Origin of the sequence: Agromyces lapidis, from assembly GCF_009749405.1 — a bacterium.
GTDB lineage: Bacteria > Actinomycetota > Actinomycetes > Actinomycetales > Microbacteriaceae > Agromyces > Agromyces lapidis.
The window spans coordinates 50204-70029 of record NZ_WBIQ01000005.1 but is presented as its reverse complement, the minus strand read 5'-3'; the positions used below and the strand labels follow the sequence as shown (position 1 = coordinate 70029).

The following is a 19826-nucleotide window of genomic DNA, read 5'->3' as shown; positions in this document are numbered from 1 at the left end:
TACATTGAACTGTACAACGTACAGAGATTTATCGACGGGAGACTCCATGAACATCACCCAGACCGCCGTCTCGCTGAACGTGCCCGACGTCGAAGCCTCGGCGAGCTTCGCCAAGACCCACTTCGGCTACGAGGAGGCGATGGCGGCCGACGGATTCGTCTCGCTCACGCACCCCGCGTCGAACTCGAACCTCATCTTCCTCGCGACCGGGCTGGCGACCTTCAAGCCGGCCGAGATCGCCGGGAGTGCGGGCCAGGGGCTCTTGCTCGTCTTCGTCGTCGAGCATCTCGACGACGAGTTCGCGCGCATCGAGGCCGCCGGTGCTCGAGTCGTGACGGCGCCGGAGACCGAGCCGTGGGGCGAGCGCTACTGCCAGTTCGCCGACCCGAACGGACTCATCTGGCAGCTCGTGGAGTGGGTCGCCTGACGCGCTCGGTTCAGCCGCCGCCCGCGGCGTCGTGACGAATCGCAGGACGAATCGGTCGGCGCGCCGAGGCGACGCGCCACCCGCGTCGGATGCTCCTGCGACCCGCCCGGCGAGGTTCCCTTCTGGGGTGCGACCACATGACCACATGACCGCACCTCTCGCGGAGGGGAACCTCCGCCCCCGGGGCCGGGCACACGCAACCTCGTCGGCCGATCGATCGACCCGGCGGGTCGCCGGGACGGTTTCCGACGCCGAGCGGCTACGCGACCGAGGCGGCCAGGTCGAGCGCGGCGCCCGCGAGGGCGGCCGAGGTGTCGAGGTCGCGCATCCACAGCGGGGCGGCGGCCGCGACGAGGCCGGCGTCGGCGAGCGGGGCGAGGGCCGAGGCATCCGTCTCGTCGACGAGCCAGGCGTCGAGCAGGCCGCCGGCCGCGCGCGCACCGTAGTGGCGACCGACTCCCTCGGCGCTCGTCTCGACGCCGATGACCGGCAGGCAGGCGTCGGCCATGCCGCGCACGACCTTGCCGCCGATGATCGGCGAGACGCCGACGACGGGGGCAGATGTGGCCGCGAGCGCCTCGCGGATGCCCGGGATGGCGAGGATCGTGCCGATCGAGACGACCGGGTTCGAGGGCGCCACGAGCACGACGTCGGCGTCGGCGATCGCCTCGACGACGCCGGGCGCCGGCCGCGCCGAGTCGAGGTTGCGCTGCGTGAACGCGAGCGCGGGCAGGGCGGCGCGGTGGCGGGTCCACCACTCCTGGAAGTGCATCTCGCGCTCGCCGCCGGGGGCCTCGGGGTCGGCGACCCGCACCCACGTGTCGACCTCGGTGTCGGTCGCCGGGATGAGCCGGGCCCCGAGCGGCCAGCGCCGCTGCAGGCGTTCGCCGATCTGCGACGGCGTGAGGCCGTCGCGCAGCCACGACGTGCGGGCGAGGTGGGTACCGAGGTCGAGGTCGCCGAGGGTGAACCACGGCCAGCCGACGCCCCACTCGCGCAGTTCGGCGGCGACCCGCTCGGTCTCGCCCGCTCGGCCCCAGCCGCGCTCGGTGTCGTTCACGCCCGCGAGCGCGTAGAGCAGCGAGTCGAAGTCGGGCATGAGGCGCACGCCCGACAGCCAGATGTCGTCGCCGGTGTTCACGACCACGGTGATCTCCGCGCTGGATGCCTCGGCGCTGCCGTCGGCACCCGGCCACCGCCGCGCGCACTCCTCGCGGACGCCCCGCACGAACTTCGAACCGCCGACTCCGCCGGCGAGCACCGTCATCTTCACGGCTCCCACGCTAGCCGTGCGCTCAGCGGGTGAGCGACGCCCTGGCGCTCACCACCCGCTGCGGGTGGGCGTGTGCCCGTCGCGCGCCTCGTCGGGCATGCGCATCTCGGCGCGCAGGCCGAGCAGGCGCACCGGACGATCGGGCTCGATGCGGCCGGCGAGCTCGAGCATCCGAGCGAGCACCACGTCATGGTCGGCCGTCTCGGCGATCTTCTTGGTGAACGTCTTCGTGATGAACGGCGCGTACCGCACCTTGAGTGCGAGGCCGACGACCGGGCGGCCCTCGGCCGCGACATCCGCGAGCACCTGGGCGGCCAACTCGCGGATCGCGGCCTCGATCTGCGGCGGCTCGGTGAGGTCGTGCTGGTAGGTGGTCTCGCGGCTGTGGCCGCGCGCCACCCACGGGGTGTCGTCGACGACGCGCGCGCCCTCGCCGTGGCCGAGCTGCGCGTACCAGGGGCCCATGCGCGGCCCGAACTCGGCGACGAGCCCATCGGTCTCGGGGTTCGCGGCGGCGAGCTCGCCGATCGTCGTGATGCCGAGCGCGGCCAGGCGCCGCGAGATCTTCGAGCCGATGCCCCACATCTCGATCGTCGGGCGGTCGCCCATGACCTCGAGCCAGTTCGCCGCCGTCAGCCGGAACACGCCCTGCGGCTTGCCGAAGCCCGTCGCGACCTTCGCGCGTACGAGCGTGTCGCCGATGCCCACGCTGCAGTGCAGCCGGGTGCGCTCGAGCACCGCACGCTGCACCGCCCGCGCGTACGCCTCAGCGTCGTCGGTCTCGACGCCGACGAACGCCTCGTCCCAACCGAGCACCTGCACCGTCGCGCCCGGCTGCGCGCGCAGCGTCGCCATCACCGCATCGGATGCCGCGGTGTACGCCTCGTGATCGACCGGCAGGATGATCGCCTCGGGTGCCTTGCGGGCCGCGATCCGCAACGGCATGCCCGAGCCGACTCCGAACGCCCGCGCCTCGTACGAGGCCGTCGACACCACGGCCCGCTCGTTCGGATCGCCCCGGCCGCCGACGATCACCGGCTTGCCCGCGAGCTCGGGGCGCCGCAGCACCTCGACCGCCGCGATGAACTGGTCGAGATCGACGTGCAGCACCCACCCGTGGCTGCGTTGGCTCACGGGGCCAGTCTGCCCTGTGGCGGTGGCGGATGAACATGTCAAGGCGGTTGGCGAATTCACCGAACGTGTAAAATTTCGGCCGGATTCTTTGCACGTCTGATTGATTTGCGGCACCTGCCTCCGCTTCCTGAGGTCGGCGCAGCGCACGCGCTACGCGTCGTCGCCGAAGAACTCGCGACGCAGGTACTTCGGCGCCTGCACCCGCCAGGCCTCGGTGACGAGCTCGTCGAGGTGGTCGTCGGCGATGCCGGCCATGCGGAACGCGACCTTCGGCTCGCCCCACCGGGTCGTCGCGCGCAGGAAGACCTCGGGCTGCATCTCGCGGAGCGCGAGCGCGTCGACCGGGTCGGCGACCTTCACCCCGACGACGAGCTCGGCCGCGATCACCGCGCGCATGTCTTCAGGGATGCTCGGCCAGGGGTGGCACTCCCACGCGAAGAGCTTGTTGCGCACGAACCATGCGGCGCCACCCGTCATCGCCCGCTCCTCACTGCCGGGCAGCCCGGCGGCGATGCGTCGAACGTCGTCGAGGTCGGCCATGGCTCGAGCCTAGGTCGCGCCACCGTCGCGGAGGTGGGTTCGGCGCGCTGAGGAAGCTCCGAGCCGGCCTCAGTGCGCCGAACCTGCCGCAGGCCTCAGTAGCCCCCGGCCACGAGGTGGGTCGCCGCCGAGGCGAGCGCATCGGCCACCTCGTCGACGCCCTCGCGCACCATGCCGACGGTGACGCGCACGAACTCGCCCGGGCGGCGTGTGCGGCCCGCGCCCGTGGCATCCGTGCCGTTCGCGGCGGCGAGGAAGGGGGAGCCGGCGGACACCCTGATGCCCGCGACCGCGAGTTGCACGAGTGCGGAGCGTTCGCCGAGCACCGGCATCCAGAGGTTGATGCCGTCGGCGTGCTGCACGGGCACCCCGCGCTCGCGCAGCGCCTCGCCGAGCATGCGCTGGCGCGTGAAGTACTGCCGTCGCGCCTCGGTGACGGCGTCGATCGAGGCGCCGTCGGTGAGCAGGTCGAGCAGGATCGTCTGCACCATGCGAGAGGTCCAGCCGGGGCCGAGCATGCGCCGTCCGGCGATGTGCTCGACGAGCTCGCGGGGTCCGCCGAGCGCGGCGATGCGCAGGTCGGGGCCGTGCGACTTCGAGAAGCTGCGCACGTGCACCACGCGGCCCGGCAGCCAGGTGCCGAGGGTGACGTCGCCCTCGATCGAGATGAGGCCCGAGTGGTCGTCTTCGATGACCACGAGGTCGTCGACGCGTTCGGCGGTGGCGATGGTGCGGGCGAGCGCTTCGGCGCGCTCGGGCGTCATGGATGCCCCGGTCGGGTTCTGTGCGCGCGGCTGCAGCAGCACGGCCACGGGCCGCTTTCGCAGGGCGACGGCGAGCGCCTCTGGCACCATGCCGTGCTCGTCGAGGCGCACCGGCACCGCGACCGCGCCGAGCACCTCGAGCAGGTCGAGGAACGGCGGGAACCCCGGGCTCTCGACGACGACGCGGTCGCCGAAGCGCACCAGCTCGTCGAGCGTGCGCGAGATCGCGTCGAGCGCGCCGTCGACGACCATGATCGACTCGGCGTCACTCGGCCACGAGTCGCGCAGCACGCGCGCGAGCGCGGGGATCACGGGCTCGGCCTGGTAGCTGCCGGTCTCGGCCTTCGCCGAGACGCGCGAGAGCGCCGGGCCGAGGGCGGGCAGCAGCAGGGGGTCGGGGGTGCCGCGCGAGAGGTCGAGCCGCACGGGGTCGTCGGGCGCGGCCATGCCGCGCATGCGCGGGGCGAGTCGCAGGGCCTCTGCGCCGCGCACGAAGCTGCCGGCGCGGCCGCGGCTCTCGATGACCCCGGCCCGCGCGAGGGCCTGCCAGGCCTGGCTGATCGTCGCCGGGCTCACGCCCAGGGCCGCGGCGAGCTCGCGCACGGTCGGCAGGCGGTCGCCTGCGGCGAGTTCGCCGCCGTTCACGAGCCGGGCGACGTCGCCGGCGATCGTGCGCGGCGAGGCGTCGGCGAACTCGGCGAGTTCGATCAATCGCGAGGCATCCATTCGAATACCTGACACCACCATTGCCTCCGAACCGCGCAAGGGACAAGATATGTAACCACAGCGTCACAGAGTGAAACAGAAGAGAAATGTTCAAGCCGAACAATAACAGAACGGGCCACAAGCCCCTGGTTCGGCAGTTCCACCGGCAGTTCAATCGGTACATCTCGGCGTCGCAGCAGCACCCGGCGAGCACCTGACACGAGCACCACGCCAGGCGATCCTCGAGTGAACGGCAATGGCGCCGCCCGACTCAGGAGACATTCATGACGATCGTCAGAGCGGCCATCACGCAGACCACCTGGACCGGCGACAAGGCCTCGATGCTCGACAAGCACGAGCAGTTCGCCCGCGATGCGAAGGCGCAGGGCGCCGAGGTCGTCTGCTTCCAAGAGCTGTTCTACGGCCCGTACTTCGGCATCACCCAGGACCAGAAGTACTACCGCTTCGCCGAGTCGGCCGAGGGTCCCATCGTGCAGCGCTTCGCCGAGGTTGCGAAGGAGCTCGGCACCGTGATGGTGCTGCCGATCTACGAAGAGGCCGAGACGGGCGTCTACTACAACACCTCGGTGCTCGTCGACGCCGACGGCGCGATCCTCGGCAAGTACCGCAAGCACCACCTGCCGCACCTCGACCGCTTCTGGGAGAAGTTCTACTTCCGCCCCGGCAACCTCGGCTACCCCGTCTTCGAGACCGCCGTCGGCCGCGTGGGCATGTACATCTGCTACGACCGGCACTTCCCCGAGGGCTGGCGCGAGCTCGGCCTGAACGACGCGCACATGGTGTTCAACCCCAACGCCACGAAGCCCGGGCTCTCGAACCGGCTGTGGGAGGTCGAGGGGCCGTGCGCCGCCGTCGCGAACGGCTACTTCGTGCTGCAGCCCAACCGCGTCGGCCGCGAGGACAACGAGTACGGCGACCTCGCCGTCGACTTCTACGGCACGAGCCAGGTCATCGACCCGCGCGGCAACTTCGTCGGCGAACGCGGCTCGAGCGAGCACGAGGAGCTGCTCGTGCGCGACCTCGACCTCGACATGGTGCAGCAGATGCGCGACGACTGGCAGTTCTACCGCGACCGCCGGCCCGATTCGTACGTGAAGATCGCGAAGCCGTGAGGGAGACGACGCAATGACCACCACCCTCATCAGCGGCGGCACCGTCGTCAGCGCCACCGGCCGCGCCGCGGCCGACGTGCTCATCGACGGCGAGCGCATCGTCGCGGTCATCGAACCGGGCACCGCATTGCTCGGCACGGATGTCGCGGCGAGCGTCGACCGCGTCATCGACGCCACCGGCAAGTACGTGATCCCCGGCGGCATCGACGCCCACACCCACATGCAGCTGCCGTTCGGCGGCACCGAGGCCTCCGACACCTTCGAGACCGGCACGCGGGCCGCCGCGCACGGCGGCACGACCTCGATCATCGACTTCGCGGTGCAGAGCTACGGCCAGCGCATCGAGGACGGGCTCGCCGCCTGGCACGAGAAGGCCTCGGGCAACTGCGCGATCGACTACGGCTTCCATCAGATCGTCGGCGACGTCAACGCCGACTCGCTCGCCGCGATGAAGCGGCTGCCCGACGAGGGCATCTCGAGCTTCAAGCTCTTCATGGCCTACCCGGGCGTCTTCTACTCCGACGACGCGCAGATCCTCAAGGCCATGCAGGTCTCGCGCGAGACCGGGCTGCTCACGATGATGCACGCCGAGAACGGCCCCGCCATCGATGTGCTCGCGCAGCAGCTGGTCGACGCCGGCAACACCGATCCGTACTACCACGGCATCGCCCGCGCCTGGGAGATGGAGGAGGAGGCGACGCACCGCGCGATCATGCTCGCGAAGCTCACCGGCGCCCCCCTCTACGTCGTGCACGTGTCGGCGAAGCAGGCCGTCGAGCAGCTCGCCTGGGCGCGCGACAAGGGCCAGAACGTGTTCGGTGAGACCTGTCCGCAGTACCTCTACCTCTCGCTCGAGGACCAGCTCGGGGCATCCAGCGATGAATGGGGCGCCTTCGAAGGCGCCAAGTGGGTGTGCTCGACCCCGCTGCGCTCCCGCGCGGAGGGCCACCAGCACTCGATGTGGCAGGCGCTGCGCACGAACGACCTGCAGATGGTCTCGACCGACCACTGCCCGTTCTGCATGAAAGACCAGAAGGAGCTCGGACTCGGCGACTTCCGCAAGATCCCGAACGGCATCGGGTCGATCGAGCACCGCATGGACCTCATGTACCAGGGCGTCGTGACCGGCGAGATCACGCTCGAGCGCTGGGTCGAGCTCACGAGCACCACGCCCGCGCGCATGTTCGGACTCTACGGGCGCAAGGGCGTGATCCAGCCCGGTGCCGACGCCGACGTCGTCGTCTACGACCCGAACGGGCACACCTCGATCGGGTACGGCGAGGGGCGCACGCACCACATGAACATGGACCACTCGGCCTGGGAGGGCTACGAGATCGACGGGCACGTCGACACCGTGCTCTCGCGCGGCAAGGTCATCGTCGACGGCGACCGGTACCTCGGCGCCAAGGGCGACGGGAAGTACCTCAAGCGGGGCCTCAGCCAGTACCTCATCTGAGCAGAGCCACCCGACCGCCCCCACCGAACGGAGCCCTCATGGATTTCGGCGTCGTCCTCCAGACCAACCCGCCCGCCTCCCGCACCGTGCACCTCGCCAAGCTCGCCGAGCAGTACGGCTTCAGCACGGCGTGGACGTTCGACTCGCACCTGCTCTGGCAGGAGCCGTACGTCATCCACAGCAAGATCCTCGCCGAGACCCACCGCATCAAGGTGGGCCCGTTCGTCACCAACCCGGCCACCCGCGACTGGACGGTCACGGCGTCGATCTTCGCGACCCTGAACGAGATGTACGGCAACCGCACGATCTGCGGCATCGGCCGCGGCGACTCGGCCGTGCGCGTCACGAACGGCAAGCCGGTGACCATGGCCGAGCTGCGCGAGTCGATCCACGTGATCCGCGAGCTCGCGAACTCGCGCAGCGTCGAGTACAAGGGCTCGCAGCTGCAGTTCCCGTGGTCGAAGGGCTCCGAGCTCGACATCTGGGTCGCAGCGTACGGCCCGATGGCGTTGAAGCTCACGGGCGAGGTCGGCGACGGCTTCATCCTGCAGCTGGCCGACGTCGACATCGCGAAGTGGATGATCACGACGGTGCGCAACGCGGCCGAGGCCGCCGGGCGCGACCCCATGTCGATCAAGTTCTGCGTCGCCGCGCCCATGTACATCGGCGAAGACTGGCCGCACATGCGCGACCAGTGCCGCTGGTTCGGCGGCATGGTCGGCAACCACGTGGCCGACATCGTCGCGAAGTACGGCATGCACGGCACGGTGCCCGACGCCCTCACGGACTACATCAGGGGCCGGGAGAGCTACGACTACAACGAGCACGGGCGCGCGGGCAACACGCACACCTCGTTCGTGCCCGACGAGATCGTCGAGCGCTTCTGCGTGCTCGGTTCGGCCGACCAGCACATCTCGAAGCTGAAGGAGCTCGCCGAGCTCGGCGTCGACCAGTTCGCCGGCTACCTCCAGCACGACAACAAAGAAGAGACGCTGCGGGTCTACGGCGAGACCGTGATCCCGGCGCTCACCGAGCACATCACGGCGAAGGCATGACCACCGCGGCTCGCCGAGCGGCCGTCGTCGGATGGGGCGTCGCCGGCCTGCTGCTGCTCGTCGTGCTCTGGGAGGGGTACAAGCTGCTCGCTCCCGCCGACGGAGTGCTCATCGGCGAGACGCGAGTGCTGCCGCGCACCACCGACCTCGCCATGCCGCACGTCTGGGATATGTTCGGCCGCCTCGCCGAACCCGTGACGCGCTCGCCCTCGGCCCAGCCGCTGTGGCTCGTGATCCTGCTCGGCGCGCTCACGACGCTCGGCATCGCCGCCGCCGGCTGGCTCGTCGGCGTCGTGGTGGGCATCGGCCTCGCGCTCGTGATGCAGCGCTGGCGCGTCGCCGAGTGGGGCCTGCTGCCCTGGATCGTGCTCAGCCAGACGGTGCCGCTCATCGCCTTCGCGCCCATCGTGAAGAGCTGGGGCTCTCGCGTCGAGATCGGCTCGTTCGAGTGGCAGGACTGGATGTCGGTCGCGCTGATCGCGAGCTACCTCGCCTTCTTCCCGATCGCGATCGGTGCGCTGAAGGGGCTCCAATCGCCCGACCGAATCCACGAGGAGCTCATGCAGAGCTACGCCGCGGGCTACTGGGCGACGCTCATGAAGCTGCGCTTCCCCGCGGCGGTGCCGTATCTGCTGCCGGCGCTGCGGCTCGGTGCGGCGAACGCCGTCATCGGCGCCGTCGTCGCCGAGGTGTCGACCGGTCTGCAGGGCGGCATCGGGCGCCTCCTCATCCAGTTCGCGGGGCAGGCCTCCGGCGATCCGGCCAAAGCGTGGGGGCCGATCTTCGGGGCCATCGTGCTCGGGCTCGTCGCCGCCGGCTCGGTGGCGCTGCTCGGCGTGATTCTGAAGAACTACCGACGAACGGAGGAAACCGCATGAGCGCTCCCGAGACCACCGCGGCACCCGGCACGATTACCGAACCTGCCATCGCCGTTCGGGTGAGCAGCGTCGACAAGGTGTTCGAGACGCAGGGCGGCCGGGTGCACGCGCTCGAGGGCATCGACCTCTCCGTCGCGGCCGGCGAGTTCGTCTCGCTCATCGGCCCCAGCGGGTGCGGCAAGTCGACGCTCATGCGGCTCATCGCCGACCTCGACGCCCCCACGTCCGGCTCGATCGCCGTCTTCGGCAAGACGCCGACGCGGGCCCGCCTCGACCAGGAGTACGGCATCGCGTTCCAGCAGGCCGGACTCCTGCCCTGGCGCACGGTCGCTGCGAACGTCGCGCTGCCGCTCGAGCTGCATGGCGTGGGGCAGGCGGCGCGGCGGGCTAAGGTCGACGAGCTGCTCGACATGGTCGGCCTGGCCGAGTTCGCCGAGCGCTACCCCGACCAGCTCTCGGGCGGCATGCAGCAGCGCGTCGCGATCGCCCGCTCGCTCGCCGAGCAGCCCCGGCTGCTGCTCATGGACGAGCCGTTCGGCGCCCTCGACGAGATGACGCGCGAGAAGATGCAGGCCGATCTCGTGCGCATCGCCGGCGAGACGGGCGCGGCCGTCGTCTTCGTCACCCACTCGATCCCCGAGGCGGTGTTCCTCTCCGACCGGGTGGTCGTGATGTCGCCGCGACCGGGGCGCATCCGCGAGATCGTCCCGATGCGGCTCGCCGGCGCCGCCGCAGGCCCCGCCGACGGGGTCGGTGCGGTCGAGGGCGCTGCGACCCGAGCCGCGCGCACCGAGGGGCTGCGCGAGGACCGCTCGTTCTTCGAGATGGTGACCGCCGTGCGCGAGGCGCTGCACGGCGCCCCCGTCGCCACGGGCGCTCGCGGCGTGGAGACGCGATGATGAGCCCCCGCACCGAGACGACGCTGCGCATCGTCGCGCCGCTGGCCGTCGGGCTGATCGTGCTCGGCGCCTGGCAGTTCCTCGTGAGCGTCGTCGGCGTCTCGGACTACCTGCTGCCGAGCCCCGCCTCGATCGTCGACGCCCTCATCGCCTCGTGGGACTCGATCGTGCAGGCCACGATCATCACCGGCACGAACGCGCTCATCGGTCTCGTGGTGGGCTCGCTGCTCGGCATCGCGCTCGCCGCGCTCGCCGCGAGGTGGCGTGCGGTCGACCGCATGAGCGCCCCCGTCATCGCCGCGCTCGCCGTCGTGCCGATCGTCGCGCTCGCGCCCGTGCTCAACTCGATGTTCGGCGCCGACAGCCAGTTCGGGCGCCAGGCGATCGCCGCGCTCGCCTCGTTCGTGCCGGTGTTCCTCAACACCCTGCGCGGATTCCGGCAGACGACGCCCGTGCATCGCGAGCTCATGCGCGCCTACGCGGCGACCCCCGGCCAGGTGCTGCGCTCGCTCACCCTGCCGACGGCGCGGCCGTTCATCCTCACCGGCATCCGCATCGCCTCCTCGCTCGCGGTGATCTCCGCCCTCGTCGCCGAGTACTTCGGCGGGCCGCGGGGCGGACTCGGCAGCCTGATCTCGACGTCCGCGGCGTCGAGCGCCTACGCCCGGGCCTGGGCCTACGTCGTGGCATCCATCGCGCTGGGCCTGCTCTTCTACCTCGCGACCCTCGCGCTCGAACGGCTCGTGCTGCGTGGACGCGGCTCGGGCGACCGCACCTCCGGAGCCCGGACTCCAGGAACCCGCACCACCGGCACCAGCACCGTCAGCACGACCAGCACCACCGTTTCGCACTGAGAACAGGGAAGGACTGACATGAAGCACAGCACACGCCGCGGACTCGCGGCCGGAGCGTTCGCCGTCACGGCCGCGTTCCTCCTCGCCGCCTGCTCGTCCGGAGACTCCGGCGGCTCCGGAGACGGGGGTGGAGGAGACGGCGAGCTCACCCCCGTGAAGCTGCAGCTCCAGTGGCTGCCGCAGGGGCAGTTCGCCGGGTACTTCGCCGCCGCCGACCAGGGCTTCTTCGAGGAGGAGGGCCTGGACGTCGAGATCATCCCGTCGGGCGGCGACATCGTTCCTCAAGACGCCCTCGCCAACGGCGACGTCGACTACGCGATCGCGTGGGTGCCGAAGGTGCTCGGCTCGATCGAGCAGGGGGCGAACCTCACCGACATCGCGCAGATCTTCCAGCGCTCGGGCACCCTGCAGGTCTCGTGGGCCGATTCGGGCATCGAAGAGGTCGCCGACTTCGAGGGCAAGAAGATCGGCTCGTGGGGCTTCGGCAACGAGTGGGAGATCTTCGCGGCGATGGCCGCGGAGGGGCTCGACGCCTCCACCGTCGAGATCATCACGCAGGACTTCAACATGAACGCGTTCCTGCAGGGCGACATCGATGCGGCCCAGGCCATGACGTACAACGAGTACGCCCAGCTGCTCGAGACCCCGAACCCCGACACCGGTGAGCTCTATCAGCCCGAGGACTTCAACGTGATCTCGTATGAAGACACCGAAGGGGCCATGCTGCAGGACGCGATCTGGGCCGACACCGAGCGCCTCGACAGCGACACCGAGTACCAGGAGACGACGGTCAAGTTCTTGAAGGCCGTCATCAAGGGGTGGGCGTTCGCCGCGGCGAACCCAGAGGACGCCGCCGACATCACGATCGCCGCAGGTTCGGGCTGGGGCCCGAGCCACGAGCTCTGGATGGTGAACGAGACCAACAAGCTCATCTGGCCCTCCGACGCCGGCATCGGCATCATCGACGAAGCCGCGTGGGACAAGACCGTCGCGGGCGCGCTCGCCGCGGTGAACGAGGCGGGCGACCACCTCATCACCGAGGAGCCGCCGGCGACCGCCTGGTCGAACGAGTGGATCGAGCAGGCGCTCTCGGAGCTCGAGGGCGAAGACCTCGACCTCACGGGCGCCGACTGGTCGCCCATCGACGTCACCCTCGAAGAGGGCGGCAACTAGCAGTGCGGATGCTGCGCCGCCGACCTCGGCGGCGCAGCATCCCCGGAACCTCCAGCGAAAGGCAGTGAAGCCATGAGCGAGAACCTCGAAGACCTCGACGACATCGCACGGCGGCTCGACCGCGAGCACGTCTTCCACTCCTGGTCGGCGCAGGCGCAGTCCTCGGGGCTCGTCGTCGCGAGCGGACGCGGCGCCCGCGTCTGGGATCACGCGGGCCGCGAGTACCTCGACTTCTCGAGCCAGCTCGTGAACGTCAACATCGGGCACCAGCACCCCTCGGTGGTCGCGGCGATCCGCGAGCAGGCCGAACTGCTCACGACGATCGCCCCGTCGACGGTGAACCTCGCTCGCGGCGAGGCCGCGAAGCGCATCGTCGCACGCGCGCCGGCGGGCTTCCGCAAGGTGTTCTTCACGAACGGCGGCGCGGATGCCAACGAGAACGCCGTGCGCATGGCGCGTCTGCACACGGGGCGCGACAAGGTGCTCTCGACCTACCGCTCGTACCACGGCAACACGGGCGCGGCGATCGTTGCGACGGGCGACTGGCGACGCGTGCCCAACGAGTTCGCCCGCGGCCACGTGCACTTCTTCGGCCCCTACCTCTACCGCTCCGAGTTCTGGGCGGCCACCCCCGAGGAGGAGTCGGAGCGGGCGCTGCGCCACCTCTCGCGGGTGATCGAGTCGGAGGGACCGGCCTCGATCGCCGCGGTGCTGCTCGAGACGATCCCCGGAACGGCCGGCATCCTGGTGCCGCCGCCCGGATACCTCGCGGGCGTGCGCGCGCTCTGCGACCGCCACGGCATCATGCTCATCCTCGACGAGGTGATGGCCGGCTTCGGCCGCACCGGGCGCTGGTTCGCCTTCGACGGCTACGAGGTGCGGCCCGACCTCATCACCTTCGCGAAGGGCGTCAACTCGGGCTACGTGCCGGCCGGCGGCGTCATCATCTCCGACGAGATCGCGGCGACCTTCGACGAACGGGTCTTCCCGGGCGGGCTGACCTATTCGGGGCATCCGCTCGCGATGGCCTCGATCGTCGCGACGCTCGACGCCATGTCGGCCGAGGGCATCGTCGAGCACGCTCGCGAGATCGGGGTCGAGTCGATCGGGCCCGCGCTCGAAGAACTCGCCGAGCGGCACCAGGTCATCGGCGAGGTGCGCGGCGAGGGCGTCTTCTGGGCGCTCGAGCTCGTCGCCGACCGGAAGACCCGCGAACCGCTGGCCGCGGTCGCGATGGCCCGCATCAAGACCGCGCTCGTGGCAGGTGGACTGCTGCCATTCATCCAGGACAACCGCATCCATGTCGTGCCGCCATGCGTCGTCACGGCCGACGACGTCGCCGAGGCGATCGCCGTCTACGACGACGTGCTGTCGAGCGTCGCGCTCGGCGACTGAACGTCCGACGAGGAAAGAGGAGATCATGACCGACTTCATCGAGCACTGGATCGACGGGGCATCCGTCGCAGGCGACCCCGCCCGCAGCGGCCCCGTCTACAACCCCGCACTCGGCGTCGAGCAGCGGCGCGTGCACTTCGCGTCGACCGACGACGTCGACGCGGCGGTCGACGCCGCGGCGCGCGCGTTCCCCGGGTGGCGCGACACCTCGATCGCGAAACGGCAGCAGGTGATGTTCAGGTTCCGCGAGCTGCTCGCGGGTCGCACCGACGAGCTCGCCGCGATCCTCACCAGCGAGCACGGCAAGGTGCTCGGCGATGCCGCCGGCGAGATCGCGCGCGGCATCGAGGTCGTCGAGCTCGCGTGCGCGATGCCCGGCTACACCAAGGGCGAGTACAGCGAGAACGTGTCGACCGGCGTCGACGTGTACACGCTGCGGCAGCCGGTCGGCGTCGTCGGCATCATCTCGCCGTTCAACTTCCCGGCGATGGTGCCGCTGTGGTTCTTCCCGCTCGCGATCGCGACGGGCAACACGGTGGTGTTGAAGCCCTCCGAGAAGGATCCCTCGGCCGCCGTCTGGCTCGCGAAGCTCATGCAGGAGGCAGGGCTGCCCGACGGCGTGCTCAACGTCGTGCACGGCGACAAGGTCGCCGTCGACGCGCTGCTGCACCACCCGACGGTGCGCTCGATCTCCTTCGTCGGCTCGACGCCGATCGCGCAGTACATCTATACGACCGCGACCGCGAACGGCAAGCGCGTGCAGGCTCTCGGCGGGGCGAAGAACCACATGCTGGTGCTGCCCGACGCCGACCTCGACCTCGCGGCCGACGCCGCCGTCAACGCCGGCTTCGGTTCGGCCGGCGAGCGCTGCATGGCGATCTCTGCGGTGCTCGCGGTCGACTCGATCGCCGACGAGTTCGTTGCGAAGGTGGCCGATCGGATGTCGCGGCTGACGACCGGCGACGGAACCCGGGGGTGCGACATGGGCCCCCTGATCACCCGCGAGCACCGCGACAAGGTCGCGGGGTACCTCGACGTGGCGTCCGCCGACGGGGCGACGCTCGTGGTCGACGGTCGCGACCCGGTCATCGACGGTGACTCGGCCGGGTTCTGGCTCGGGCCGACCCTCGTCGACCGCGTGCCGACGTCATCGGCCGTGTATCGCGACGAGATCTTCGGGCCGGTGCTCTCGGTCGTGCGCGTCGACGGCTACGAGGACGGGCTCGAGATCATCAACGGCTCGCCCTACGGCAACGGCACGGCGATCTTCACGAACGACGGCGGGGCCGCGCGTCGGTTCCAGCGCGAGGTGACGGTCGGCATGGTCGGCATCAACGTGCCGATCCCGGTGCCGGTGGCCTACCACTCGTTCGGCGGCTGGAAGGACTCGCTGTTCGGCAACGCCAAGGCGTACGGCGCCCGCGGTTTCGACTTCTTCACGCAGGAGAAGGCGATCACCTCGCGGTGGCTCGACCCGAGTCACGGCGGGCTGAACCTGGGCTTCCCGCAGCACGACTGAGCCGCCTCGGCCCCTCCATCGATTCAGGAGAAGTACGGCAGTTCAGGACGATTCGCACCACATCGTCCTGACTCCCGTGCGTTCTCCTGAAACGGGATCTGGCGGGGCCGGCGTCAGCGCCGCGCGAACGCGGCGATCGCGGCCTGCGCGTCGGGCGTCGCGAACGCCGCCCCGATCGTGCGGGCCTCGTCGTCGAGGGCGTCCTGGAACGGTCGCGCGAGCCCCGATCGCACGAGTCGCTTGGCCTGGCCGAAGGCCCCCGCCGCGCCGTCGAGCCACGACTGCGCGATGGCGCGGGCTCGCCCGGCGACCTCGTCGTGCGGCACGACCTCGGTCACGAGGCCCCATTCGAGCGCCTCGGCCGCGTTCAGCCTGCGGGAGGTGAGCGTGAGCTCGAGGGCTCGGCGCGTGCCGACCGCCTCGGGGAGGAGCGTGCTCACGCCGCAGTCGGGCGTCAGCGCGACATCCGCGTAGCGACTGGCGAAGCTCGCCTGCTCGCTCGCGACGACGAGGTCGGCGACGAGCATGAAGCCGAGGCCGCCGCCCGCGACCGGGCCCTGCACTGCGGCGACGATCGGCTTCGCGCTCTCGCGGAGCATCCGATGGCCGTCGTGGATGCGATCGGCGAGGCCGGTGATGACGGTCGCCGCGTCGCCGCCCGCGGCCGCGAGCTCCGACATGGCGACGACGTCGCCGCCGGCGCAGAACGCCCGGCCCTCGGCGTCGAAGAGCACGGCGCCGATGTCTTCGCGGCGGGAGATCTCGTGCGCGATCGACTGCCAGAGGCCGATCGCCTCGGGATCGACCGCGTTGAGGCGGGCGGGGCGGTTGAGCGTGACGCGGGCGAGCCCGTCGGTCACGTCGAACAGGATCGCGTCATCGGCCATGCTGCCGGAGCCTACCCGGCTCGGCGGGGGAGCGCCCGGGCGTTGGCGACCCTCCCCATGCTCGCGCCGCGACGCGGGCGCCCGCGCTGTGGGCGATCGCCAATCAGTCGGCGAGGTGCTCGCGCTCGAGCCGCGCGGACTGCGAGACGAGCACGTCGAGCACGGTGCGCACGGCGAGGCGCTCGGCGACGTCGGGCCTGACGAGGGCGACGATCTGGCGAGAGGATGCCACGCCGCGGAGCGGCTTCAGCACGATCGAGTCGGGAACCGCACCGCTCGTGAACCGGGGGACGAAGGCGATGCCGAGCCCCGTCTCGATGAATGCCTCGATGATGCGCATGTCGCTGAAGCGCTGACTCACCCGCACCCGGCGGCCGGTCTGCTGCTCGATCGCGTGCAGGATGCGCTCGAAGGGGAAGCCCGGCGGCACTCCGAGCCAGGTCTCGTCGACGAGGTCGCCCGGCGTGAGGTGCGAGCGGCCCGCGAGCCGGTGGTCGGCCGGGAGGCCGATGTCGAGCGGTTCGGTGAGCAGCGGCACGGCCCGCAGCCCGCGACCGCCCCAGGGCAGCACGCCCGGCATGGTGTGGGCGAGCACGATGTCGTAGTCGCTCGTGAGGTCGGCGAACTCGGCGAGCTCGGGGTCGAGGTCGGTGGCGTGCACGACGAGGCCCGTGATCTGCGAGAGCTCGGCCAGCACCGCGGGAAGCACCGTCGCGCCGATCGTCGGGAAGGTCATGAGCGTGACCTCGCCGCTCGGGTGGTTGCGGAACTCGTCCCACAGGGCGGTCGCGCGTTCGAGGGCGATGGCGACGTCGGTCGCGCTGCGGGCCAGTGCATGCCCGGCGCTCGTCAGCACGACGCCCCGCCCGCTGCGTTCGGTGAGCGGCATGCCGGCTTCGCGTTCGAGCACCTTCAGCTGCTGCGAGACCGCCGACGGAGTGCGCCCCGTCGCCTCGGCGACCGCGGTCACCGAGCCGCGCTCGGCGAGTTCGCGGAGGAGATCGAGGCGGCGCACGTCCATGTAGCGATTCTACATCGTGGTTGTAGAACTGTGAGCTTGTGCTGAAAGTTTCGACGCGGAAGAATAGTGCATGTCGAACACGTGCAACGGCGCAAAGTCGCTCGACCCGCCTGCACCGTCTTCGTCGAAAGGATCCATCGTGATCAGCATCATCGTGCTTCTCGGCACCGTTTCCGTTGCCGCCGTCGCCGGCGCGATCGTCGTCACCGCTCGTGACGGCTACCGCCGCCAGCCGCGAGAGACGTTCGCGCGCACCGTCTGAGTGCCGCGAATCCCCGGAGGTCCGTTCTCCGGGATTGCAGGGCCGCCGCGCGGGGGAGGGATACCCTCCGACCGTGAGGCGCGGCCCTCTGAAAGGGCCGCTGCGCGGGGGAGGGACACCCCGCGGGGCGGCCCTTCCTCTGTGCCGTCGAGGCCGGTCGTCGCGCGCATCGAGATGAGCTGGGGGGATCGCGATGCCGCGCGGCCGGCGCGGCTGCCCGGCACGCCGTCGTCTGGTCGGGCCCGTTCGTCGACCCGATGGATGACGCCCGCGACACGACCGACGAGCCTCTCGACTCCGTTCCTCGCCTGGCGATAGCGTGACCCGCGAGGGGTACATCGGAAGAGGGGGGCGCGATGGCGCACGTGGTGGCGACCGGGGCCGGCAAGGCCATGATGGAGCGGCGTGCCGATCCGACGCACGACTACATCCTGCGACTGACCGGCAAGGAGCGGCCGAGGGTCCTCTTCGTCGGCACCGCGACGGGCGACGAAGCCGCGTACACGCTGAGCTTCTACAAGACCTACGACTCCGATCGCTGCGCACCGCACCACCTCACGCTCTTCCACCGGGACCTCGACGACCTCGCGGGCTTCGTGAAGGGCTTCGACGTCATCCACGTCGGCGGCGGCAACACGGCCAACATGCTCGACGTGTGGAAGCGGCAGGGCCTCGACGAGATCATGCGCGAGATGTGGGAGGACCCCGCGTCGAACGTCGTCTTCACGGGCGGCTCGGCCGGCGGCATCTGCTGGTTCGAGGGCGGCACCACCGACAGCTACGGGCCGACCCTGCAGGTGCTGCCCGAGGGGCTCGGATTCCTGCACGGGAGCTTCTGCCCCCACTACGACGCGGAGGACCAGCGGCAGCCGCTGTTCCACGCGGCCCTGCAGAGCGGTGAGCTCGCAACGGGGTACGCGGTCGGCAACCTCCAGTCGCTGCACTTCGAGAACCAGGAGTTCGTCACGGCGATCAGCCCGGTCGATCCCGCCCTCGCCCTCCGCGTCGAGGCGATCGACGGCCGTATCGTCGAGACCCCGCTTCCGGTCCAGGTGCTCGAGGGCCGTGGCCCGATCGTGAAGGGACCGAGCGCGTGAACGACAACGTCTGGATCCTCTTCGCCCAGCTGCTCGTCGTCATCCTGGCGATCTTCATGGGCACCCGCACGAGCGGGATCGGCCTCGGTGTCTGGGGTCTCGTCGGGGTCGCGGTCCTCGTCTTCGGCTTCCAGACCGCACCGGGCAACGCGCCCGTCGACGCGGTCTTCATCGTGCTCACGGTCATCACGGCCGCCTCCGTCATGCAGGCGGCCGGCGGCATCGACTGGATGGTGTCGGTGGCGGCCAAGGCGATCAGGTCGCGGCCGAAGAGCGTCGTCTTCCTCGCCCCCGCGATGTCGTTCCTCTTCACCGTCGGCGCGGGAACGGGCAATATCTTCTACCCGCTGCTCCCGGTCATCTACGACGTCTCGTACCAGCAGAAGATCCGGCCCGAGCGCGCCCTCTCGGTCTCGGCGGTAGCCTCGCAGGTGGGCATCCTCTGCAGCCCGGTCTCGGCCGCCACCGCGTCGCTCGTCGTGCTCCTCGCCCCGAGCGGCGTCGACCTCGGGCAGGTCCTGCTCATCATGTGGCCGGCCTCGATCGTCGGCCTCTTCCTCGCCGCCCTCGTCATGGTGCGGCACGGCAAGAACCTCGAGGACGACCCCGAGTACCAGCGGCGCCTCGCCGAGCACCTCGTCAAGCCGCCTACCGAGGACGCGACGACGAAGAAGCTGCCCCGCACGGCGGTGCTCTCCGCGTCGATCTTCCTCGCCGGCGTCGGGTTCATCGTGCTCATGGGCCTGTTCGAGGGGCTCCGCCCGATCATCGGCACCGATGACAACGGCGACCCGGTGCGCGTCTCGGTGACGATCATCATCGAGGTCACGATGGGTGTCATCGCCGCGCTCATCTTCGTGTTCTGCAAGGTCAAGTCGGCCGACGTGCCGAAGCAGCCGACGTTCCCCGCCGGCATGGTCGGCGCGTTCGCGCTCTTCGGCATCGCCTGGCTCGCCAACACCTTCGTCGCGAACAACAACCAGCTCATCGTCGACGGGCTCGGGTCGCTGGTCTCGGGGTCGAGCGCATTCATCGGTGCGCTGCTCTTCGCGCTCGCGCTCTTCCTCGTCGCCATGCTGACGACGAGCCAGTCGAGCGCGACGAACGCCATCGTGCCGATCGGCCTCGCGATCGGACTGCCGGCGTCGCTCATCGTCGGCCTCTGGCCGTCCGCGATGGGCATGTACACGCTGCCCGCCAACGGATCGCAGGTCGCGACGGCCGCGTTCGACCAGACCGGAACGACGAAGCTCGGCAAGTACGTGTTCGACCACTCCTTCCAGCTGCCGAACCTCGTGTACGTCATCTCGGCCATGATCATCGGCGCGGCGCTCTCGTTCGTGGTGATCTGATC

General features: G+C 70.4%; 19 protein-coding genes. 13 read left to right on the top strand and 6 right to left on the bottom strand.

Going from position 1 to position 19826, the window contains the following annotated elements; translation table 11 throughout:
- Positions 1–46 precede the first annotated feature (46 nt).
- Positions 47–427: a VOC family protein gene (locus tag GQQ93_RS07260; protein ID WP_157423580.1), complete on the top strand. Its 381-nt coding sequence runs from the start codon at positions 47–49 to the stop codon at positions 425–427.
- Positions 428–686: 259 nt separating this feature from the next.
- On the opposite strand, the gene cofD is transcribed toward GQQ93_RS07260, so the two are convergent.
- The 4 genes from cofD to GQQ93_RS07240 form a co-directional block, all read right to left on the bottom strand.
- A complete protein-coding gene (cofD, locus tag GQQ93_RS07255; RefSeq protein ID WP_157423899.1) occupies positions 687–1694 on the bottom strand; it encodes a 2-phospho-L-lactate transferase in 1008 nt (335 codons plus the stop codon).
- 54 nt (positions 1695–1748) lie between these two features.
- Positions 1749–2834: a DNA polymerase IV gene (locus GQQ93_RS07250; RefSeq protein WP_446680541.1), complete on the bottom strand. Its 1086-nt coding sequence runs from the start codon at positions 2832–2834 to the stop codon at positions 1749–1751.
- 150 nt (positions 2835–2984) lie between these two features.
- Positions 2985–3374 carry an MmcQ/YjbR family DNA-binding protein gene (locus GQQ93_RS07245; RefSeq protein WP_157423579.1) on the bottom strand — a complete coding sequence of 130 codons (390 nt, stop codon included), beginning with the start codon at positions 3372–3374 and terminating at the stop codon, positions 2985–2987.
- 95 nt (positions 3375–3469) lie between these two features.
- A complete protein-coding gene (locus GQQ93_RS07240) occupies positions 3470–4879 on the bottom strand; it encodes an aminotransferase-like domain-containing protein (protein WP_246192169.1) in 1410 nt (469 codons plus the stop codon).
- 248 nt (positions 4880–5127) lie between these two features.
- Between GQQ93_RS07240 and GQQ93_RS07235 the strand changes: the two genes are divergently transcribed.
- The 9 genes from GQQ93_RS07235 to GQQ93_RS07195 all read left to right on the top strand — a co-directional run bounded on the left by GQQ93_RS07235 (position 5128) and on the right by GQQ93_RS07195 (position 15205).
- Positions 5128–5976, top strand: a complete 849-nt coding sequence (locus GQQ93_RS07235; protein WP_157423578.1) for a nitrilase-related carbon-nitrogen hydrolase — start codon at positions 5128–5130, stop codon at positions 5974–5976.
- 13 nt (positions 5977–5989) lie between these two features.
- Positions 5990–7432: a dihydropyrimidinase gene (gene hydA, locus GQQ93_RS07230; protein ID WP_157423577.1), complete on the top strand. Its 1443-nt coding sequence runs from the start codon at positions 5990–5992 to the stop codon at positions 7430–7432.
- 38 nt (positions 7433–7470) lie between these two features.
- Positions 7471–8487 carry a TIGR03842 family LLM class F420-dependent oxidoreductase gene (locus GQQ93_RS07225; RefSeq protein ID WP_157423576.1) on the top strand — a complete coding sequence of 339 codons (1017 nt, stop codon included), beginning with the start codon at positions 7471–7473 and terminating at the stop codon, positions 8485–8487.
- Positions 8484–9365: an ABC transporter permease gene (locus tag GQQ93_RS07220; protein ID WP_157423575.1), complete on the top strand. Its 882-nt coding sequence runs from the start codon at positions 8484–8486 to the stop codon at positions 9363–9365. The genes GQQ93_RS07225 and GQQ93_RS07220 overlap by 4 nt, the downstream gene beginning before the upstream one ends.
- Positions 9362–10264 carry an ABC transporter ATP-binding protein gene (locus GQQ93_RS07215; protein WP_157423574.1) on the top strand — a complete coding sequence of 301 codons (903 nt, stop codon included), beginning with the start codon at positions 9362–9364 and terminating at the stop codon, positions 10262–10264. Before GQQ93_RS07220 ends, GQQ93_RS07215 begins: the two co-directional genes overlap by 4 nt.
- Positions 10264–11118 (top strand): ABC transporter permease, encoded by an 855-nt coding sequence (locus GQQ93_RS07210; protein ID WP_246192167.1) that lies wholly within the window; start codon positions 10264–10266, stop codon positions 11116–11118. Before GQQ93_RS07215 ends, GQQ93_RS07210 begins: the two co-directional genes overlap by 1 nt.
- A gap of 18 nt (positions 11119–11136) precedes the next feature.
- On the top strand, positions 11137–12291 hold the full coding sequence (locus GQQ93_RS07205) for an ABC transporter substrate-binding protein (RefSeq protein ID WP_157423572.1): 1155 nt from the start codon (positions 11137–11139) through the stop codon (positions 12289–12291).
- A gap of 72 nt (positions 12292–12363) precedes the next feature.
- Positions 12364–13686 carry an aspartate aminotransferase family protein gene (locus GQQ93_RS07200; protein WP_157423571.1) on the top strand — a complete coding sequence of 441 codons (1323 nt, stop codon included), beginning with the start codon at positions 12364–12366 and terminating at the stop codon, positions 13684–13686.
- A 25-nt stretch (positions 13687–13711) separates the two neighbouring features.
- Positions 13712–15205 (top strand): CoA-acylating methylmalonate-semialdehyde dehydrogenase, encoded by a 1494-nt coding sequence (locus GQQ93_RS07195; protein ID WP_170296147.1) that lies wholly within the window; start codon positions 13712–13714, stop codon positions 15203–15205.
- 113 nt (positions 15206–15318) lie between these two features.
- On the opposite strand, the gene GQQ93_RS07190 is transcribed toward GQQ93_RS07195, so the two are convergent.
- Both GQQ93_RS07190 and GQQ93_RS07185 read right to left on the bottom strand, forming a co-directional pair.
- Complete coding sequence (locus GQQ93_RS07190; protein ID WP_157423570.1) at positions 15319–16092, bottom strand: enoyl-CoA hydratase/isomerase family protein; 774 nt, start codon at positions 16090–16092, stop codon at positions 15319–15321.
- A 103-nt stretch (positions 16093–16195) separates the two neighbouring features.
- Complete coding sequence (locus GQQ93_RS07185; RefSeq protein WP_157423569.1) at positions 16196–17113, bottom strand: LysR family transcriptional regulator; 918 nt, start codon at positions 17111–17113, stop codon at positions 16196–16198.
- A gap of 139 nt (positions 17114–17252) precedes the next feature.
- On the opposite strand from GQQ93_RS07185, the gene GQQ93_RS18195 reads away from it, so the two are divergent.
- From GQQ93_RS18195 to GQQ93_RS07175, 3 genes are all read left to right on the top strand, one after another.
- The gene (locus tag GQQ93_RS18195) at positions 17253–17375 is read left to right on the top strand and encodes a hypothetical protein (RefSeq protein ID WP_281349888.1); all 123 of its coding nucleotides are present in this window, start codon (positions 17253–17255) and stop codon (positions 17373–17375) included.
- A 356-nt stretch (positions 17376–17731) separates the two neighbouring features.
- Positions 17732–18472: a Type 1 glutamine amidotransferase-like domain-containing protein gene (locus tag GQQ93_RS07180; protein WP_157423568.1), complete on the top strand. Its 741-nt coding sequence runs from the start codon at positions 17732–17734 to the stop codon at positions 18470–18472.
- Positions 18469–19824 carry an anaerobic C4-dicarboxylate transporter family protein gene (locus tag GQQ93_RS07175; RefSeq protein WP_157423567.1) on the top strand — a complete coding sequence of 452 codons (1356 nt, stop codon included), beginning with the start codon at positions 18469–18471 and terminating at the stop codon, positions 19822–19824. The genes GQQ93_RS07180 and GQQ93_RS07175 overlap by 4 nt, the downstream gene beginning before the upstream one ends.
- The last annotated feature ends 2 nt before the right edge of the window (positions 19825–19826 follow it).